The 17,660-nt window shown below is 64.5% G+C and carries 15 protein-coding genes; 10 read left to right on the top strand and 5 right to left on the bottom strand.

What is annotated here, in order from left to right; all coding sequences use genetic code 11:
* Positions 1 to 17: 17 nt before the first annotated feature.
* Positions 18 to 1,058 (bottom strand): oxygenase MpaB family protein, encoded by a 1,041-nt coding sequence (locus EAW56_RS06815; RefSeq protein ID WP_244213378.1) that lies wholly within the window; start codon positions 1,056 to 1,058, stop codon positions 18 to 20.
* Between the two features lie 438 nt (positions 1,059 to 1,496).
* Here EAW56_RS06815 and EAW56_RS06810 point away from each other — a divergent pair, with 438 nt between their 5' ends.
* A complete protein-coding gene (locus tag EAW56_RS06810) occupies positions 1,497 to 2,084 on the top strand; it encodes a DUF6230 family protein (protein WP_095277348.1) in 588 nt (195 codons plus the stop codon).
* Positions 2,065 to 3,462 (top strand): DUF6114 domain-containing protein, encoded by a 1,398-nt coding sequence (locus tag EAW56_RS13130; protein WP_167457406.1) that lies wholly within the window; start codon positions 2,065 to 2,067, stop codon positions 3,460 to 3,462. The genes EAW56_RS06810 and EAW56_RS13130 overlap by 20 nt, the downstream gene beginning before the upstream one ends.
* Positions 3,463 to 3,965: 503 nt before the next feature.
* Here EAW56_RS13130 and EAW56_RS06800 read toward each other — a convergent pair.
* The 4 genes from EAW56_RS06800 to EAW56_RS12570 form a co-directional block, all read right to left on the bottom strand.
* Positions 3,966 to 4,895, bottom strand: coding sequence for an oxygenase MpaB family protein (locus EAW56_RS06800; RefSeq protein ID WP_122085814.1), 930 nt, complete (start codon positions 4,893 to 4,895; stop codon positions 3,966 to 3,968).
* A 20-nt stretch (positions 4,896 to 4,915) separates the two neighbouring features.
* Positions 4,916 to 5,704, bottom strand: coding sequence for an NAD(P)-binding protein (locus tag EAW56_RS06795; RefSeq protein ID WP_122085812.1), 789 nt, complete (start codon positions 5,702 to 5,704; stop codon positions 4,916 to 4,918).
* 222 nt (positions 5,705 to 5,926) lie between these two features.
* Positions 5,927 to 6,538 (bottom strand): AMIN-like domain-containing (lipo)protein, encoded by a 612-nt coding sequence (locus EAW56_RS13225; protein WP_425267104.1) that lies wholly within the window; start codon positions 6,536 to 6,538, stop codon positions 5,927 to 5,929.
* A 128-nt stretch (positions 6,539 to 6,666) separates the two neighbouring features.
* On the bottom strand, positions 6,667 to 7,383 hold the full coding sequence (locus EAW56_RS12570; RefSeq protein WP_147453260.1) for an AMIN-like domain-containing (lipo)protein: 717 nt from the start codon (positions 7,381 to 7,383) through the stop codon (positions 6,667 to 6,669).
* A gap of 309 nt (positions 7,384 to 7,692) precedes the next feature.
* On the opposite strand from EAW56_RS12570, the gene dapB reads away from it, so the two are divergent.
* The 8 genes from dapB to EAW56_RS06750 all read left to right on the top strand — a co-directional run bounded on the left by dapB (position 7,693) and on the right by EAW56_RS06750 (position 17,496).
* The gene (gene dapB, locus EAW56_RS06785) at positions 7,693 to 8,448 is read left to right on the top strand and encodes a 4-hydroxy-tetrahydrodipicolinate reductase (RefSeq protein ID WP_095545855.1); all 756 of its coding nucleotides are present in this window, start codon (positions 7,693 to 7,695) and stop codon (positions 8,446 to 8,448) included.
* Positions 8,449 to 8,452: 4 nt separating this feature from the next.
* Entirely contained in the window at positions 8,453 to 9,205 is a 753-nt protein-coding gene (gene thyX / locus EAW56_RS06780) for an FAD-dependent thymidylate synthase (protein WP_095277330.1), read from the top strand.
* Positions 9,206 to 9,269: 64 nt separating this feature from the next.
* On the top strand, positions 9,270 to 10,178 hold the full coding sequence (gene dapA, locus EAW56_RS06775) for a 4-hydroxy-tetrahydrodipicolinate synthase (RefSeq protein WP_095277605.1): 909 nt from the start codon (positions 9,270 to 9,272) through the stop codon (positions 10,176 to 10,178).
* A 2-nt stretch (positions 10,179 to 10,180) separates the two neighbouring features.
* Positions 10,181 to 12,241: a ribonuclease J gene (locus EAW56_RS06770; protein ID WP_095277327.1), complete on the top strand. Its 2,061-nt coding sequence runs from the start codon at positions 10,181 to 10,183 to the stop codon at positions 12,239 to 12,241.
* Between the two features lie 93 nt (positions 12,242 to 12,334).
* Positions 12,335 to 12,778, top strand: coding sequence for a hypothetical protein (locus EAW56_RS06765; protein ID WP_122085809.1), 444 nt, complete (start codon positions 12,335 to 12,337; stop codon positions 12,776 to 12,778).
* A 20-nt stretch (positions 12,779 to 12,798) separates the two neighbouring features.
* Positions 12,799 to 13,431, top strand: coding sequence for a TIGR03085 family metal-binding protein (locus EAW56_RS06760; protein WP_122085847.1), 633 nt, complete (start codon positions 12,799 to 12,801; stop codon positions 13,429 to 13,431).
* 219 nt (positions 13,432 to 13,650) lie between these two features.
* Positions 13,651 to 16,893 (top strand): FtsK/SpoIIIE family DNA translocase, encoded by a 3,243-nt coding sequence (locus tag EAW56_RS06755; RefSeq protein ID WP_425267106.1) that lies wholly within the window; start codon positions 13,651 to 13,653, stop codon positions 16,891 to 16,893.
* Positions 16,894 to 17,496 (top strand): DJ-1/PfpI family protein, encoded by a 603-nt coding sequence (locus EAW56_RS06750; RefSeq protein WP_122085805.1) that lies wholly within the window; start codon positions 16,894 to 16,896, stop codon positions 17,494 to 17,496.
* Positions 17,497 to 17,660: the final 164 nt, after the last annotated feature.

Genomic DNA, 17,660 nt, shown 5'->3' with positions numbered 1-17,660 from the left:
TTTGCGCTCACTCCTGGTTAGAACGGGCAGCCGGCTGCGCGGCGGGCGGCGACGGCGTCGGCATCGTCGTCAAGCGTGCTGCGCTGCTTGCGTGCGGACACGGTGATGCCGTCTGCGGCCTTGAGCTCTGCTTCCGGGTCCTCGTCGCCGTTGCCCTGGTATGGGCGGATGTTCTTCGGCTCCTTGTACTCGCCGGAAATCATGCCGTGCTTGATCATCTGGGACCGGCCCGGCTCCATGTAGCGCTTGTCCTCCGGGAGGATGTCAAAGACCTTCTTCACCAGCTTGGCAATGCGGTCGAAGCGCTTTTGATCCTTTGCGGACCAGTCGAGCTCGAGGATGGCGCGCTCCTTGGCGGGGATGGTGCCGTAGGTGAGCCAGATGACGCTGCGCATGATCGGCTTCCAAATGACTTTCCACACCTTCGGGGAGACGCCTTCCGGCGGGGCGATCATCTCGTCGCGGGCGGTGCGCAGAGCGAAGTCGACGGTTTCGTTGCGCTCGAGGACGGTGTCGGCCATCTCGTCCATGTACGCCACGAGGTCGTCGTAGTTGTCGATGACCGGGCGCTCAGACATGCCGTAGTGGTCCCACCAGGTCACGCCCTCGCGCACGATCTGGTCCTTCTCCTCGTGGGTGAAGGGGGTGCCGAAGAGCTCCTGGGCGTAGATGACGCGGTAGACAAACGTCGCGTGCGCCCACCAGAAGGTTTCGGGGTTCATGGAGTGGTAGCGCTCGCCGTTGCGCAGAGTGCCCTTGATGGTGGTGTGGTAGTCGCGGATCTGCTTGCCCAGGTCGCCGTCGTCATAGATGGACATGATGATCTGCGGGGTGGAGCGCTCCAGACGGGCGAACGGCTCGTCGAAGAACTTGGAGTGGTCCAGCAGCGACTGGCCGATGGCCGGGTGCATGTTCTGCATGACGCCGGTGTACCCGCGCAGGAGCTGGATGCGCTGGTCAGAACCCCACTTCCACAGGAGCGAGTCCGGGCCGAGTGGGGAGCGGCGGAGCTCGCGCTTACCGCCCTTGGAGGAGTTGGCGGAAACTGGCGTGGACATCAGTTGCCTCATTTCATGTGCTTGTAGACATCTCGGTTGATATGTGAACGGTAGCACAGCAGCGCGGTTGGCCGGGTGGGGGTCACATCATTTTCCGGCCCTAAGGATTTGGCCGTGTCGAGGCGCCGGCTGAAACGTGGGCGTTCTGCGGGCGTTCTGGGGCTGTGACGGCGAGGATCTGGTGTGGGCACCTACCTTATGTGCGGGTAGTGGTTCGCAGTGCGACCGCGGGGGTGCCCGGTATTTTCCGCTATGGGCGCATGTGGCGGACGTCATGGGATTCGGTTTGGTCTGGGCCACCGCGGTCGTGCTAATGTGTGGCAAATCATACAAGAGCGTGTCGTTTTGATGGATGTCTCAGGCACAACCTCAGCACTCCCCGCAGCACCCGAGGGTGCATTGGTCAAAACGGTTGCACAACGATGAAAGGTTGCCCCCATGGGGAAATTCAACTGGAAGAAGACCGCGGTCGCGTTGACCACCGGGCTCTTGGCGTTCGGGGCCACTGGCGTCGCTGTCGCACAGGGAGGCCTGACCGCAAACCTGGCGCTTTCGGGCACCTTTTTCAAGGTCAGCATGACGCACTTGGATGGCGAGGACTTCTCGCTGTTTGTGGATAGTGAGCCGATGAAGGAGGACGACACCATTCCGGTCGCCCGCCTGAAGTTTGGCCACGCGTACGCTTCCAACCTGTGCCTTTCCGCCACGCTGCCGGATCTCCCGATGGTCGGCGAGGGCACGCTCGCGCTTCGCGCCAACGGCGACAACAGCGTCGAGGTCCGCAACCTCGTCGTGGGTGCCAACGACATTAAGGGCGCACTCCAGCTCACCGACGCAAGCGTGGGCATCGACGCCCAGCAGGTTAACGCGCAGGCCGCGCCTGGAACCTGGGGCCTGCACTCCAACAAAGTCTCGCTCAGTGCCGACGACATCACCACTACGTCCATCGGCGCCGAGTACCTCTCCGCGTCCGGCGTTGGTGTGACCGTGGTGAAGGGGAGTGACAATGCCTGCGGCCTCAAGTAGCGACGAGGAGCACATGCTTATCGACGACCACGACACCGCCACCCACGACACACCGGGCCTGGCACACCGCTTCAACCAGTGGCGGAAGAACCGCCCGTTCATTCCGGGCCTGCTCATGATGATTTCCGGATTCGTCATCGCGGCACCGGCATACATCACGTTTGAGGTCTCCGACATCCTGGTGATGATCTCCACCGTCTCCGGCGTGTCCACCCTGCTCATCGGCGTGCTGATGTTCATGTTCGGCCTCGGGTGCTGGTTGCAGCCCGCCACCGCGGTGTACTTGGGCGTGCTGGCCATCATCGTGTCGGTGATCTCCCTGCCGACCTCGAACCTCGGCGGCTTCGTTGTGGGCGCGCTGTTTGGCATTGTCGGCGGCGCCCTTGCGCTGGGCTGGGAGCCGGGCGAGAAGAGTGCGAAGAAGCGCAAAGGGAAGCACACGAAACGTGCGTCGGCTGCCGACGCACCGGAGCAGCCGGAGGACTTCGATCCGTTCGCCGAGGACGCCTTCGATGAGTCCGAACCCGAGGAATCCGAGACCGAACAGCGCGGGGGAAGCTCGAAGTGGAGTGGAGGTTCCACGCTGAACTCGGTCGTGGCCGTCGCTGCTGCGAACGCGGTCCTCGCACTGCTGCTCGGCGACACTGGGGTCGTGTCTGCACAGGAACCGGCGGCCCCCGCAGCGCCGCAGCTCCCGCAGGTGGAGCTTCCAAAGCTTCCGGCCCCGGAACTCCAGTTGCCGGAGATTCCGCAGTTGCCAGCGCCGTCGGTCCCCGACGTTCCCGGTCTGCAGACGCCGGCGCAGCCCGCACCGGAGAGTTCGGCCCCTGCGGCCCCGGCGGCTCCGGGGGTGGGCGAGGGGGCGTCGATAGGTACGAGCGCAATTCCCTCGGGGCTGGCCCCGGCTGCGGCGCCGAGTATTGTGACTGCGGACAAAGTCACGCTGACCGGTAATGTGCACGCGACGCTCGACTACGTCAACGTGGGAGGACAGCAGCAACGAGCGCTGGTGCTGAGCGGCGATCGGCTGGTTGGGCACAACCTGGGTCTTAAGATTCCCGGCATGGGCGGCGGGAACCTGACCACGGGAAATGTTGATACGACCGTAACGAATGGGCCGGTGAAAGTCGTGGCTACAGGCTTGACTGCGACGCCCGCTGTGCGTGATCTCCCGACCATCCCCGTGACGGTCGATCTCAGCGGTGACATCAACTCGGTCCTCGATCAGCTCGGTGTACCCGATAAGCGCCCCGTTCCCAATGTAGAAGTGCCCGACATGTTGATGAATGAGATCTCGCTGAACAACGTGACCATGCAAATGGTGACGCTCTACGGACAAGGGTTTAGTGCGCCGTCGGTTCGTTTGACAGTTCCGTAGATTGGGCGAGCAGATAGTTCTGACTGGGCTCTGATTTTTCCGCCTGTGCGGAATTTTTGATCACACGGAGTACACGAGGTCGGGAGGACTGGGGTCAGATTTTCCGCGTGTGCGGAGTTTTTGGGGGCCCGAGTTTTCCGTCTGTGCGGAATTCTTCGGGCCCGGCTTTTCCGCTTGTGCGGAATTTTTCGGGCCCAGCTTTTCCGCCTGTGCGGAATTTTTTGGGGCCGGCTTTTCCGCGTGTGCGGATTATTTGAGGCCAAGCTTTCCGCCTGTGCGGAATTCTTGATCGCACGGAGTGCACGAGGACGGGAGGTTTGGGGACGGTTTTCCGCCTGTGCGGAACTTTTTGGAGCCGAGCTTTCCGCCCGTGCGGAATTTCGTCCGTACGTTGAGCCACAACACGGACACACAACGAGAAAGCTCGCCTCCGGGCGCAGTGCATAAAGAAGGCGCCAGGTCTCGGGAAGAAACCTGGCGCACTCTCGTCGCGGTGGCAGCCGTTAGTAGTGGAAGCCGCCCTCGGCTTCGGCTTTCTCGTACGCGCGGGATGCGATCGGTACCATGCGCGCCTTGCGCGGGAGGACTGAGAATACAGCGCGTGTGCCCGTAGAAAGCAGCTTGAGGCGACGGGCATCTTTCTTGGTCCACTCCCAGCCGAGCTTGTCACGAAGCTTGTCGGGGATCATGCCGATAGCCACCCAGAGGAGGAGCTTGGAGGCGAAGGGGGCAACCGGCTTCCACGCCCATCTCGGCACCGACGGGTCCGGTGTGTCGAGCGTCAGACCATTGATGATGCGGGAGCGCTCGATCGTCTCACTGGGGCCGAGCTCGTCGATCATGCGGTCCATGAATTCGACATACTCGTCGTACGTCTTCGGTGCGCTTTCGGGTTCGGCGACACCGTAGAAGCTGTACCAGGTGCGACACTCCTGGAAGAGCTGATCCTTCTCCGCCTTGGTCATATCCGGCATGAAGTTGCCGGCAAGCTGGTACGGCATCGCGGCAAACGTCGCGTGTGCCCAGTAGTAGACCTCCGGGTTCAGCGAGTGGTAACGCGAGCCATCCGGATGGGTGCCCTTAATGTCCTTGTGGAAGTCGCGGATCATTGAGCCAACCTCGGGCCCTTCGTACACTGCGCGGATGATTGGGAATGCGGAGCGAACTAGGCGCGCGACCTCGTTATCAAACACGTTGGATTGCTGGACCAGGGAACGGCTGATGTCCCGGTGCGCGATCTGCAGCACGCCTGCGGCCAGGGCGACGAATGCGGAGCGCCAGTCGCCAAAACGATCCCAAAGGATGGAATCCGGGCCGAGCTCGGGCAGGCCGGGTTGCGGCTCGGCGACGTGGCCCTGAGCCGCTTCCTGCGCTGCGTTGAGCCCCGCGTCGGCAGCGGACTCGTTCTTCGTCGACGGGTGGACGGTAGTCATGGTGTCTCCTTCGGGCTTGATTAGTGTGCCGCTGCGGTGGCTCGGGCGGTTCGGCGGGCGTCGTCGGCATAGTGAGAGGCGCGCTTGAACTGATGGACGGTCGCATCGAACTCGGATAGCTTCGAGCGAATGCCGCGGACGGCGCCGGGTTGCACGAGCCACTTGTCGCGCTTGACGGTCAGCGCACCGGGCCCGCGGATTTCTAGCTGTCGGGCGTAGCGGCGGGCGTAATCGCCGCGCGCTTCGAGCACGGCCAAGGGGTGTCGCTTGAGGCTGGAATCGGTGGGGTAGGGGCCGTCGACAAACAGCGCGTTCGGCAGACCGACAACTTCCACGCCGTGGTGCAGGTAGAGGTCATCGACCGAGATGTTTGGGCGGCCGGGGACTGCGATCCACGGCGATGCCTCGCCGGTGGCGCGGACGAGAATGTCAAAGCGCTCAGTGTGCTCGCCGCCTTGTGCATCGATGAACGTCACCTCCCACTGGCCTTCGCCTTCATCAAACACAGCACCGGTGACCGTGGTGTGCGGGCGGAATTCCGCGCCGCCCGCCTGCACTGCCGCGGCGAGGTGGCGCGCGGCGGCAGCAGCAGAACCGTCCACCTTGGTCACCTTGAGGTACGGCGTGCGGTAGTGGAGACGCTTGGACACAGGTTCCGCATCGGGTGCCGCCAGGTGGCCGCCGATTGCTTCGCGCTTGTCAAAGAGGGTGGTGTCAAAGCCGGAGAATGCGCATTCTGCGGCAGCGGTAGCGCCAGCAGGGCCGGCGCCGATGACGGCCACTGTGGGGCGTCTGTAGGGATCAAACATTGTTGGGTGCCTTTCACAGCTGGCGATGTATGCGCCAACGAGAAGATCGATTCATGGAATTGTTCTAGATCATACAGAACGATACGGGGTAATAGCGCTCTCTCGCAAGAAAAAGTGTGTTGCAGATAACTCAGTCGACCTCCCCTTGCCCGACTACCAACAGTGCACATGCAAAAGCGGGCACCCGATGGAGGGGTGCCCGCGGATGAAGAGGGGTTGCGCCTACTTGGGAAAGTCGAGTACTACGTGCGTCGGGTTCTCAAACATCTGGAACGTGAAGTCGCGCTCGGAGTCCAGGCCCACGTAGAAGAGCGAATCGCCTTCGGTGCCACCAGAGTTGAATGCATCAAGAATGTTGCCCGCCGCCACGCCTAAACTGCCACGACCAACAAACTGGTGCCCTTCGGGTATGTCAACGACTGCCACCCGTCGCAGCAAAACCGGAAGGTACGCATTGCCCTTGACGGGTTCAATGTCTCCGGTGCCTTGCTGGTCCGGGGCATCTTGATAAGTCATAGCTTTCTCGACGACCTCCGGGTTCCCCGAAAACTCAAAGACCAGCCGGTCGAACCCCTCGTGCTCTGCGGCACGAACGTCACGGAGGAGGACCTCGGGCGTGCCCGGGTTCGAGTACCCACTTCCCGAAATGCCTCCGCTGACGGCGTGACCAGCGCTTTGGTCAGCGGCGCGAGCGCTATCTTGTCGCCGGGCCTGCCGGTTGTAGCCACCACACTCGCGCCGGGATCGTGGGTCTTCGCATCCGTGTCCTCCGTTACCTGTGTCGTCGACTGGGCGGTAACGGTCTCTGGGCCGCTGACACCCTCGTTGGCGCAACCGGCGAGCAGGATGGAAACCGCGGCAATGCTCGCAACGGTTCCGCAGGCCGAGCGTGTAGACAGGCGAATGACAGGAAACGATGGCGTAACTGCCAATGTATGCCTCCCGTGGCGCTCCCGCCCCGCTTATCGTGCAATATCGACCACGACGCGCGTCGGGTTCTCAAGCGTGTAGATCTTGTACCCGCGCTGGCCGTCCAGCCCGATAAAGAACTGGGAGTCGGCCTCAAAGATCGAACCCAGGTACACGTCCGCGATGTTGCCCGCCGCGACGCCCTTACTGCCCATCGCCGTGATCGGCGCGTCGGTGCGCATCATATCCCCGGCCGTACCCTGCACATTCACTTCGAGGTGCGCCGCGCCCGGCACCTCCATCACGTTCCCAGAGGCCTGTTGCCGCGGCGTATCGACGTACCCCGCCACGTAGCTTGGCAAGCCCGTCCCCGCGTACTCAAAGACGACGCGGTCAATATCGCCGTGGGAGCCCGCGCGCACATCCTGCAGTTGTAGGTCAGCTGGCTGCGGCTGCGTGACCCGGACTTGCTCCGTGCTGAACTGCCCGCCATCGCTCGCCGCGGACAGCTTCTGCGCCGGAGTCTCAGCCCGAGTTTCAGGCTGCGTCTTAGGCACCGTGCTTACCGACGCCCCCACGTCCCCCTCCGGGCGTTCGCTGGAAGCAACCTCTGCCGCAGACGTCGGAGTGGCTGCGCTCGAGGGGGTGGGAGCCTCATCGGATGACTCCGGCGAGCAGGCGGTCAGCGCGAGAGTACAGGCGAGGGCGGCGCTGGCGACTGCGGCGGCGTGGGAGACATGGGGCGCGTGGTGCTGACGTGACTGTTGCATGGTGCCAGTATATGGGGAAGGGGAGGGTGTGGGCGTCGAGAAGCGAAATGCTACGCGCCCTCGATGAGCTGGATGTAGTGGCCGTTTTGGTCGTCGAACACTGCGGCCTTGACCTCGTCTGTCGGTGGCGACGTCATCCGCGCTGAACTGGGTAAAGGGCAGGCCGTCGCGGTAGAACTCGAGCGCGCGCTGCTGGTCCTGAACACAGCGAGCAAGGACTGAAATACGCATACCCGCCAGTGTGCCCGGGCTTGGCCGCGCGGGCTAGAGTTGCGAGGGAACAATGCAAGCGGAAACGAGGAGGCCAGCATGGCGGACAAGGTGATCAAGGTCGGAGTGCTCGGAGCGAAGGGGCGCGTGGGTACCGCTGTGGTGGCCGGCGTGAACAAGGCCGAGGACCTGGAGCTGGTTGCAGAGGTCGGCAGCGGCGACTCGCTCGAGGTCCTTGCCGAGCGCGGCGCGGAGATCATCGTGGACTTCACCACGCCAGCGTCCGTGATGGATAACCTTGAGTACTGCATCAATCACGGCATCCACTGCGTGGTGGGCACGACCGGCTTTGATGACGCCCGGTACGAGCAGGTGCGCGCTTGGTGCGCCGACAACCCCGGGGTGGGCGTGCTCGTTGCGCCCAACTTTGCAATTTCCGCGGTGCTGACCATGGCGTTCGCTCGCCAGGCGGCCCGGTTCTTCGATTCGGCCGAGGTCGTCGAGCTGCACCACCCGAACAAACTCGACGCGCCCTCCGGCACTGCGCTGAAGACGGCGCAGGGCATTGCTGACGCCCGCCGCGACGCCGGTCTGGGCGCCATGCCGGACGCCACCGAGCAGCAGCTCGATGGTGCCCGCGGCGCCGACGTCGATGGTGTGAAGGTCCACGCGGTGCGCATGCAGGGTATGGTCGCGCACGAGGAAGTCATTTTCGGCACGACCGATCAGTCGCTGACCATCCGCCAGGACTCCTACGGGCGCGAATCCTTCGTGCCTGGCGTGCTTACCGGCGTGCGTGGCGTCGCAGACCGTCCCGGTCTGACCATCGGTCTGGACGACTACCTGGGGCTGTAGCGACATGGCCGTTTCCTCGCACTTGGATGTCCAGCTCATCGCTGCCTCCCAGTTCCGCGCCCCCGAGGGCGTGGCGTGGGAGGCCGATCCCACGGCCACAGACGCGGAATCGCTCGTGGAGTTTGCGGGCCGGGCCTGCTACGAGTCCTTTGACCGTCCCAACCCGCACACGGCGGCGAACGACGCCTACCTGCACCACATCCTGGACGTCGGGCACGACGCGCTGCTCGAACACGCCACCGCGACCCTGTACATCCGCGGACTGTCGCGCGCGGCGGGCAACGAGCTGCTCCGCCACCGGCACTTTTCCTTCTCCCAGCTGTCGCAGCGCTTCGTGCACAGCGACGACAACGAGGTTGTCGTCCCTGACATCATCGCGGACGACGAGGAACTTTCGCGCATGTTCCTGCGCGCGGTGGACGACTCACGCTTTGTATACGACGAGCTGCTGCAGGCCCTGGAAGAAAACATGGCCTCGGAGCCGAACGCGTTGCTGCGCAAGAAGAAGGCCCGCCAAGCCGCGCGCGCGATCCTGCCCAACGCGACCGAAACCAGGTTCGTCGTCACCGGAAACTACCGCGCGTGGCGCGGGTTCATCGCCTCACGGGCGTCCGAGCACGCGGACGTGGAGATCCGCACGCTCGCCGTCGAGTGCCTGGAGCTGCTGCGCGGTCAGGCACCAGTGTTGTTCAGTGACTTTTTGATCAGCGAGCTTGCCGACGGCACGCGGATGGCCACCAGCCCCTACGTGCGGTAGGGACGGGGTTGCAGAGGGGCGTCGATAAGCACTTGCGTTGACGAAGAGGGTAGTCTGTGTGCTCATGGGCACATCTATGAAAGCTAACCTCGGTGCAGAAGTCTTTGGCACCGTCTGCGTTGCAATGGTCACGCCGTTCGATTCCAACGGAGAACTTGACTGTGATGCAGGCCGAAAGTTGGCAGCCCACCTTGTAGATCATGGAATCGACTCGCTTGTCCTCGCAGGCACAACCGGCGAATCCCCGACCACCACGGTGGAGGAGAAGCTGGCCCTGCTCAAGGCGGTCAAGGAAGAGGTGGGTGACTCCGCAACGCTGATTGCGGGAGCCGGCACGAACAACACGAAAACCTCGATCGCGCTGGCGCAGGCCTCGCGCGATGCCGGGGCGGACGCACTGCTGGTAGTCACCCCGTACTACTCCAAGCCCTCCCAAGCAGGCGTAAAGGCCCACTTCACCGCCGTGGCCGAAGCGACCGACCTGCCGATCTGCCTGTACGACATTCCCGGCCGCTCCGGAATCCCCATAGCTGGGGAGACCATTGCTGAGCTGGCTGAACTCGAGACAGTGCAGGCGGTAAAGGACGCGAAAGGCAACTTCTTTGAGGCCGCTCCGCTCATTCAGAGCACGGGCCTGGCCTGGTACTCCGGGGACGACCCGCTCAACCTGCCCTGGCTGTCCGTTGGCGCGACCGGAATGATCTCCGTCGTGGCGCACGCGGCTCCGCAGGCAATGCGTGACATGGTGACAAGCTTCGAGGAAGGCGACCTCGCCCGCGCGCGGGAAATCAACGCCAACACCCTGACCGTGCTTGCTCGACAGCAAGCAGCGCTCGGCGGTGCAACATTTGCAAAGGCAGCCCTGCGACTGCAGGGCATCAACGTAGGGGCGCCGCGCCTGCCGGTGGTTGATGCAACCCCGGCGCAGCTTGAGGCGCTCCGTGAAGATATGGAAAAGGCTGGAGTTCTCTAAGTATGAACGAACCCCGTAATCGCTCCCGCAAGGTGACCCGCAAGGCGGGCCCGCCGGAGCCTGCTGAGCAGCAGCCCGCGTTCAAGGCGCCGTCCCAGCAGACCCCCAACAACGAGTCCCAGGGCGACGGCCACAACGACGCCGACCACGGAAGCGGCAACGGCAAGAACGGCGGTGGTCGCAACGGTGGCCACGCCAAGAACGGCGGCAATGGCAACGGCAACGGCCGTGGCGGCAACGGCCGCGGCAGGCGCCGTCGCGGCCGCGGTGGTGGCGGTGGCGGTGGCCGCCGCAACCCGGTGAAGTCCATGCAGGGCGCGGACCTGACGAAGCGCCTGCCCGCCCCGCCGAAGCCGGCGAAGGACACGCTGCGCATCTACGCGCTTGGCGGCATTTCTGAGATCGGCCGCAACATGACGGTCTTTGAGTACAACGGCAAGTTGCTCATCGTGGACTGTGGCGTGCTCTTCCCCAATTCCGGCGAACCGGGTGTGGACCTTGTCCTGCCGGACTTCGGCCCCATTGAGAACAAGCTGGACAAGGTCGAGGGCCTCGTGGTCACGCACGGGCACGAGGATCACATCGGGGCCATCCCGTGGCTGCTCAAGCTGCGCCCGGACATCCCGATCTACTCCTCGCGATTTACCAACGCGCTCATCGCCGCGAAGACGAAGGAGCACCGCCAGCGCCCGAAGCTGCACGAGGTGAACAAGGACTCCGAGGTGACCCTCGGCCAGTTCCGTCTCCGGTTCTGGCACGTCGGCCACTCCATCCCGGAGTGCCTGGGCGTGTCCATCAAGACCGGCGCCGGCCACGTCGTCATGACCGGCGACGTCAAGGTGGATCAGACCCCGTACGACGGCAAGCCCACCGACATCCCCGCGCTGTCGAGGCTTGGCGACGAAGGCGTGGACCTCTTCCTCTGCGACTCCACCAATGCGACGATCCCGGGTATCTCCGCTTCGGAGGCCGGCATCGAGGACACCCTGACCCGCCTCGTTGCGCAGGCGAAGCAGCGCGTGGTCATCGCGTCCTTCGCGTCCAACGTGTCGCGCGTGCAGATGGCGGTCAACGCCGCCGTGGCGAACAACCGCAAGGTCGCGTTCAACGGCCGCTCCATGCTGCGCAACATGGAGATCGCGGAGAAGATGAGCCTGCTCAAGGCCCCGAAGGGGACCATCATCCCGATCGAAGAGGCCGCCAAGATGGCGCCGCACAAGACGGTGCTCATCACCACCGGCACGCAAGGCGAACCGATGGCTGCGCTGTCGCGCATGTCGCGCCGCGAGCACCGCCAGATCACGGTCCGCGACGGAGACACGATCATCCTGTCCTCCTCTCTGATCCCGGGCAACGAGGAAGCCGTCTTTGCCGTGATCAACAACCTTGCGCAGATCGGCGCAAAGGTGATTACCAACAGCGAGGCGCACGTCCACGCGTCCGGTCACGGCTACGCCGGTGAGCTCCTGCAGCTCTACAATGCGGCGCGGCCGAAGAACGCGATGCCGGTGCACGGCGAGTGGCGCCACATGCGCGCAAACAAGGAGCTCGCGATCTCCACCGGTGTCCGCCCGGAGCACACCGCGCTGGCGCAGAACGGCGTGGTGGTGGACATGCACGCTGGCAAGATCAAGGTGGTCGGCCAGTACCAGGTCGGTCAGCTCTACGTTGACGGCGAGACCATGGGCGACGTCGACCCGGACGTGCTGGCAGACCGCAGCTCGCTCGCATCCGGCGGCGTTGTGTCCATCACCTGCGTGATCGATGACCGCACCGGTCAGCTGCTGGAGGCTCCGCGCGTGTCCACCACCGGTTTCTCCGACGACGACCGCGACTTCAACAAGAAGCTCGTCGAGCGTGTCGAGGGCGTGATGGGCGACCTCGCCGCAGAGGGCGAGAACGACCCGTACCGTATGGTGCAGCAGCTGCGTCGCAAGGTCTCCCGCGCGATTGAGCAGAAGTACAAGCGCGAGCCGGTCATTCTGCCGACGGTCGTGCCGATGGCTGCGGATAACCTGCCGGTTGAGGACGACGACATCGAGCTCACCCGCGAGTCGCTGTAGCCGCAATTCGCTTAGCGACGCCAACCCCCTCGGCCTGCAAGTTCGGACCGAGGGGGTTGCGGCGTTCCTGACAGGTGTGTATAAAAATGGTCTATGATGGACTGCACAAAGACCACCGCCGCAATGATCGCCGCCACAATTCTGCTCGCGCCCGCTGCCCACGCCGATGACGCTGACGTCGACACGGACTGGACCGGCGGACACCCGCTGCCTGAGGGCACTGAGGTGCCGCACGAGCCGGGGTATGGCTCGGCCTGGAGGATGTACGACGTGATCAAGTTCGGGGACCCGAATTTCCGCAACAGCGAGGCCCGGGGAGTGCGCGTCATCGGTGACTTTGATGCGGACCAGCTGCTGTGCTCTATGAACTTCAAAGGTGGTGTGGGTACCTGCTACGTCGACGGCCAGCAGGTGACCGACCTGGGCTGGGCCAAGGGTGGCAAGCTCGTCACCGCTGACGCTAAAGTCGCGCCGTTCGCACCCATCATTCGGGCGTTCTTCAGCCTGGAACACAGTCTCTCCAGTTCTGCGAGTTAAAAGGCGCTAGGGTGGGCACCATGTCTTTAGCTTCTCGTGAACGTGAAAACCTTGGCGCCCTCCTTCTGCAGTTGGGTCCCGACGCCCCGACGCTGCTCGATGGCTGGACCACCCGCGATCTCGCTGCACACCTGTACGTGCGTGAGCACCGCCTCCCGTGGGGGTTTGGCAACTTCTTCTCGCCGCTGGCCAAGGGGCTGGACAAGGAGATGGACAAGGCCAGGAACCGCCCGTACGAGGACAACATCAAGGATTGGCTCGCAGGTCCGAGCAAATTCGCCGCGCCTCTTTTTGCGCCGCTGAACACGGGCGAAAACTTTGTTCACCACGAGGACGTCCGCCGCGCGCAAGGCACCGATGTGCAGCCGAGGGAGCTCAGTGCGGCCGCGCAGGAACGCTTGCTCAAGTCCGCGACGAGCTACGGCAAGGTGACGCTGCGCAAGGCGCCGGTCCCGGTGATCCTCACCCCGGAGCACCTGCCGCCCGTCACGCTTGGCGGTAAGTCTGGGGTGGCGGAGCGGGGTGATCGGGTTGTCCGCGTCTTCGGTGCACCGAGCGAGCTCCTGCTGTGGGTGGTTGGCCGCGTCGCAGTGGCAAAGGTGCGGGTGGAAAACGAGGACCTGCTCGAGGGCCACGAGATGTCCGTCGGATAGTCGGTTTCTTAAGGGGCCAATGGGGGAGTGGCTCCCTCGATGCGGCGAGGTTTTTCCGCGCCACCCCGAGTTGCCTATGGGAAGTATGTGACTCGAGGTATTAGAGTGACAGCCATGTCTGTCAAAAATTCCGCACCACGCTCAACGCGTCCCCGCTCGAGCGGGTCGTCGACGCGGCGCAATGGCCCCGTGTCGCTGACGCACCCGCCGACATCATCAATGGTGGCCGCGGAAACTGCCGACGAGCGCGTCGGCTCGGCCACCAGCGTGGTCGGTCGCTCGATCGGAGCGGCAGCAAGCTCTGCGGCGCGCGGGGTGAGGGGCGTGTTCGGGGGCCTGTCCCGTCGCGTCAGCGGTGGCCGTGATGGTCGCGGTGGCCGCGGTGGCCGGTACGCCACCGACGAAGAACTCGACGACAGCTTTGACCCGTTTGATGATGAAGAGGAGCACGTGCAACAACGCACCCGTACGAGGAGCGCAAAGCGATCCGCCCGCCGCGGCGACGACCATAACGACTACGCCGACCACAACGACTACGACGATTATGACGATCGTGGCGAGCAGGCCGAACTCGGCGACGACGGCAGGGGCCTCCCGCGGCGCGGTCGTGACAGCATAGCCGAGCACGCGGATGCGTGGGGACTACTCCTTATTGGCCTCGCCGCGGTCATCGGTGCATCGGTGTGGTTGGACATCGCCGGTCCGATTGGCGAGCTCATCGCCACAGTAACCCACTGGGTAATCGGTGCTGGCGCGCTCATCCTGCCGGTCCTCCTCGTCGGGATCGCCATCGCGTTGATGCTCAATGTGCGCACGCCGCGGGACGTCCGCAACCGGGTCTCGCTGGGCCTGGGCATTATCGCGGTGGCCATGCTCGGACTCGTCCACGTCTTCGCCGGCACCCCCGCAGATTGGGAGACGCGCCGCATTGCCGGAGGTGTCATCGGCGCATACACCGGCGGCCTTTTGGCCAAAGGCTTCTCCTCGTACGTTGCGATCCCGCTCCTCGCACTCGTGATCGTGTACGGCGCGCTGAAAACCACCGGTATTACCGTGCGCCAGGCGTACGACTACGTCGTCGCGCGCATTTCCGAGCTTTTCGACGCCACCAGAAACCCAAGCGACGACGACGTTGATGATGACGACGCTGACGGCTTGGACGATGATTTGTACGGCCACGTCGAACGCGACCTCGACGACATCGCCGAAGGTCGCGAGCGCCGCTCCAACCGACGGCCCGCGCCGCGACGGGAACGCCCCGCCCGGCCCGACCGCGCCGAGCGGCCCGACCGCGAGGAGGCGCGCCGAGAGCGTCTGCGCCGGACCCGTCCGCGTCGCCGCACGCCGATGGACAACTACCCGACGGACGAGCAGCACTCCGATCCGACTGAGGCGTTCGACCGACAGCGGGTGGACGACTTCGGCGAACCGGTCACGGAGGCCTTCGACGCTCCTGCCGAGCCCGAGGTACACGACGATCCTGCCCCTGCGTCTTCGAAGCGCGGCGCCACCCGCGCACGCAAACACAGTGACGACGGGGAGACCAAGGTCCTGAAGCGCACCGCGGAAGCTGCGGGCGGCGTTGCAGGTGCTGCAGCCGGGGCCGCAGGCGCGGCGAAGGCTGCAGGGGCCGCAGGTTCCACTGCGGCGGCGGGCGCTGCTGCTGGCGCGGGCGCTTCCGCGGCGGGTGCCGCCGCTGAGGCAGCCGGTGACGCAGTGAGCAGCTCCCGCGAAGCCGTGCGCAAGGCGATCGTCGCCCGCTCCGGTGTCGACGCGTCCGCAGTTCCGGCCTCAACCCCGAAGTCCGAGGTGGAGGCAGCAAGCGTCGACCCGGCGCAGCAGCGTGCGCGCAAGATTCAGCGCAACTCGGACTACGCGCTGCCGTCGACAGACTTGCTCATCCAGGGCAGCGCTCCGAAGACGCGGACCGAGGCGAATGACCGCATGATCGAGGCGATTACGGACGTCTTCGAGGAGTTTAAGGTCAACGCCCAGGTCACCGGATTTTCGCGCGGCCCGACGGTGACGCGCTACGAGGTCGAGCTCGGCCCAGGCGTGAAAGTCTCCAAGATCACCAACCTGCAGTCCAACCTGGCGTACGCGGTGGCGACGGACAACGTACGCCTGCTGACCCCGATCCCGGGCAAGTCCGCCGTGGGCATCGAGGTGCCGAACCGCGACCGCGAGATGGTCCGACTGCGCGACGTGCTCGACGCGCCGAAGGTGGCCACCGACGAGGACCCGATGCTTATCGGCCTGGGCAAGGACATCGAGGGCGACTTCATCGCGTCCTCGGTGCAGAAGATGCCGCACCTGCTGGTGGCCGGCTCGACCGGTTCCGGTAAGTCCGCCTTCGTCAACTCGATGCTGGTGTCGCTGCTCACCCGCGCGACCCCGGAGGACGTCCGCCTGATCCTCGTGGATCCCAAGATGGTCGAGCTGACTCCGTACGAGGGCATCCCGCACCTGATCACCCCGATCATTACGCAGCCGAAGAAGGCCGCGGCCGCCCTCCAGTGGTTGGTGGAGGAGATGGAGCAGCGCTACCTGGACATGAAGCAGGCGCGCGTGCGCCACATCAAGGACTTCAACCGGAAGGTCCGCAGCGGCGACATCCAGGCACCGCCCGGCTCGGAGCGCGAGATGCGCCCGTACCCGTTCATCGTGTGCGTGGTCGACGAGCTCGCCGACCTGATGATGACCGCGCCCAAGGAGATCGAGGAGTCGATCGTGCGCATCACGCAGAAGGCGCGTGCAGCCGGCATCCACCTGGTGCTCGCGACGCAGCGCCCCTCCGTGGACGTCGTCACCGGCCTGATCAAGACCAACGTGCCTTCGCGCCTCGCGTTCGCTACCTCCTCGCTGACTGACTCCCGCGTCATCCTGGATCAGGGCGGCGCCGAGAAACTCATCGGTATGGGCGACGGGCTGTTTATCCCGCAGGGTGCCGGCAAGCCGCAGCGCATGCAGGGCGCCTTCGTCACCGACGAGGAAATTCAGGCTGTGGTCGACGCCGCCAAGTCTCAGGACGAGCCCGACTACGTCGAGGGTGTCACCGAGGAGAAGCAGGCAGAGAAGAAGGTCATCGACGACGACATCGGAAAGGACCTCGACGATCTGCTCGAGGCCGTCGAACTCGTGGTGACCTCCCAGCTCGGCTCGACGTCGATGCTGCAGCGCAAGCTGCGCATCGGCTTCGCCAAGGCGGGCCGCCTCATGGACCTCATGGAGTCCCGCGGCGTCGTTGGCCCGTCCGAGGGCTCGAAGGCCCGCGAAGTGTTGGTCAAGCCCGAGGAATTGGAGACCATCATTTGGATGATCAAGGGCGCGGACCCCGCGGAGGCACCCAAGGAGCAGTCGCTTGACGACGACGCGGCGTCGCCAAGCGACGCCCCAGACGCATCGGGCGACGACACCCGCACGGTGGAGGCGACCTACAACCCGACTGGCGGGGCGTTCTAGATGTCGCACCGTAGCTCGAGGAGATTCTCGATCGTCCTGTTTGAGGAATTCGAACTCCTCGACGTGGCTGGGCCGTTGGAGATATTGTCCAAGGTTGAAGGGTGGGACACCGAGCTACTCTCGCCGGATGGGAGACCGGTGGGCGCGTCCCAGGGTGTGCGATTCGAGGTCGATGGCTCCTACGCGCAGAAAAGCGGCGACGTGCTCTTTATCCCCGGAGGGCTCGGGACGCGAACGCTTGCCCGTGACGAGGAATTTCTTCGAAATCTCACCTCGATGGCGAACGGCGCGAGTGTCGTCATGTCGGTGTGTACGGGCTCGGCACTGCTCGCCGCAGCGGGACTCCTTGAGGGATATGCGGCAACCAGCAACAAGCGGGCATTTGCATGGGCCACTGGCTTCGGGTGCGACATCGACTGGCGCAAATCTGCCCGGTGGGTGCATGACCGCGACCGATGGACGTCTTCTGGAGTGTCGGCCGGGACGGATATGGCGGCGGCATTCGTCGCAGCCGAGTGTGGAGTGGATGTGGCGCGCGAGGTTGCTTCCGCTATCGAGCTCCGCCTGAACCTTGACGCTGACGAGGACCCGTTCGCTGTGTAGCCGTGACTCGCGCGGCGCACAGGGTGGTGTATTGTTGGACGAGCTTGGAGGGGAGTACCCCGTAAGCGCCTGGACCGTCAACACGGAAGCGTCGGTAAGCGATTGCCCCGGTCCGGGTCGCCCCGCGCTGGGTGGGGGAGACCTCCGGTCATTTTTGTTCAACT

It is taken from the genome of Corynebacterium gottingense (assembly GCF_003693265.1).
GTDB classification, from domain to species: Bacteria; Actinomycetota; Actinomycetes; order Mycobacteriales; family Mycobacteriaceae; genus Corynebacterium; species Corynebacterium gottingense.
This window is presented reverse-complemented; position numbering and strand designations above follow the sequence as displayed.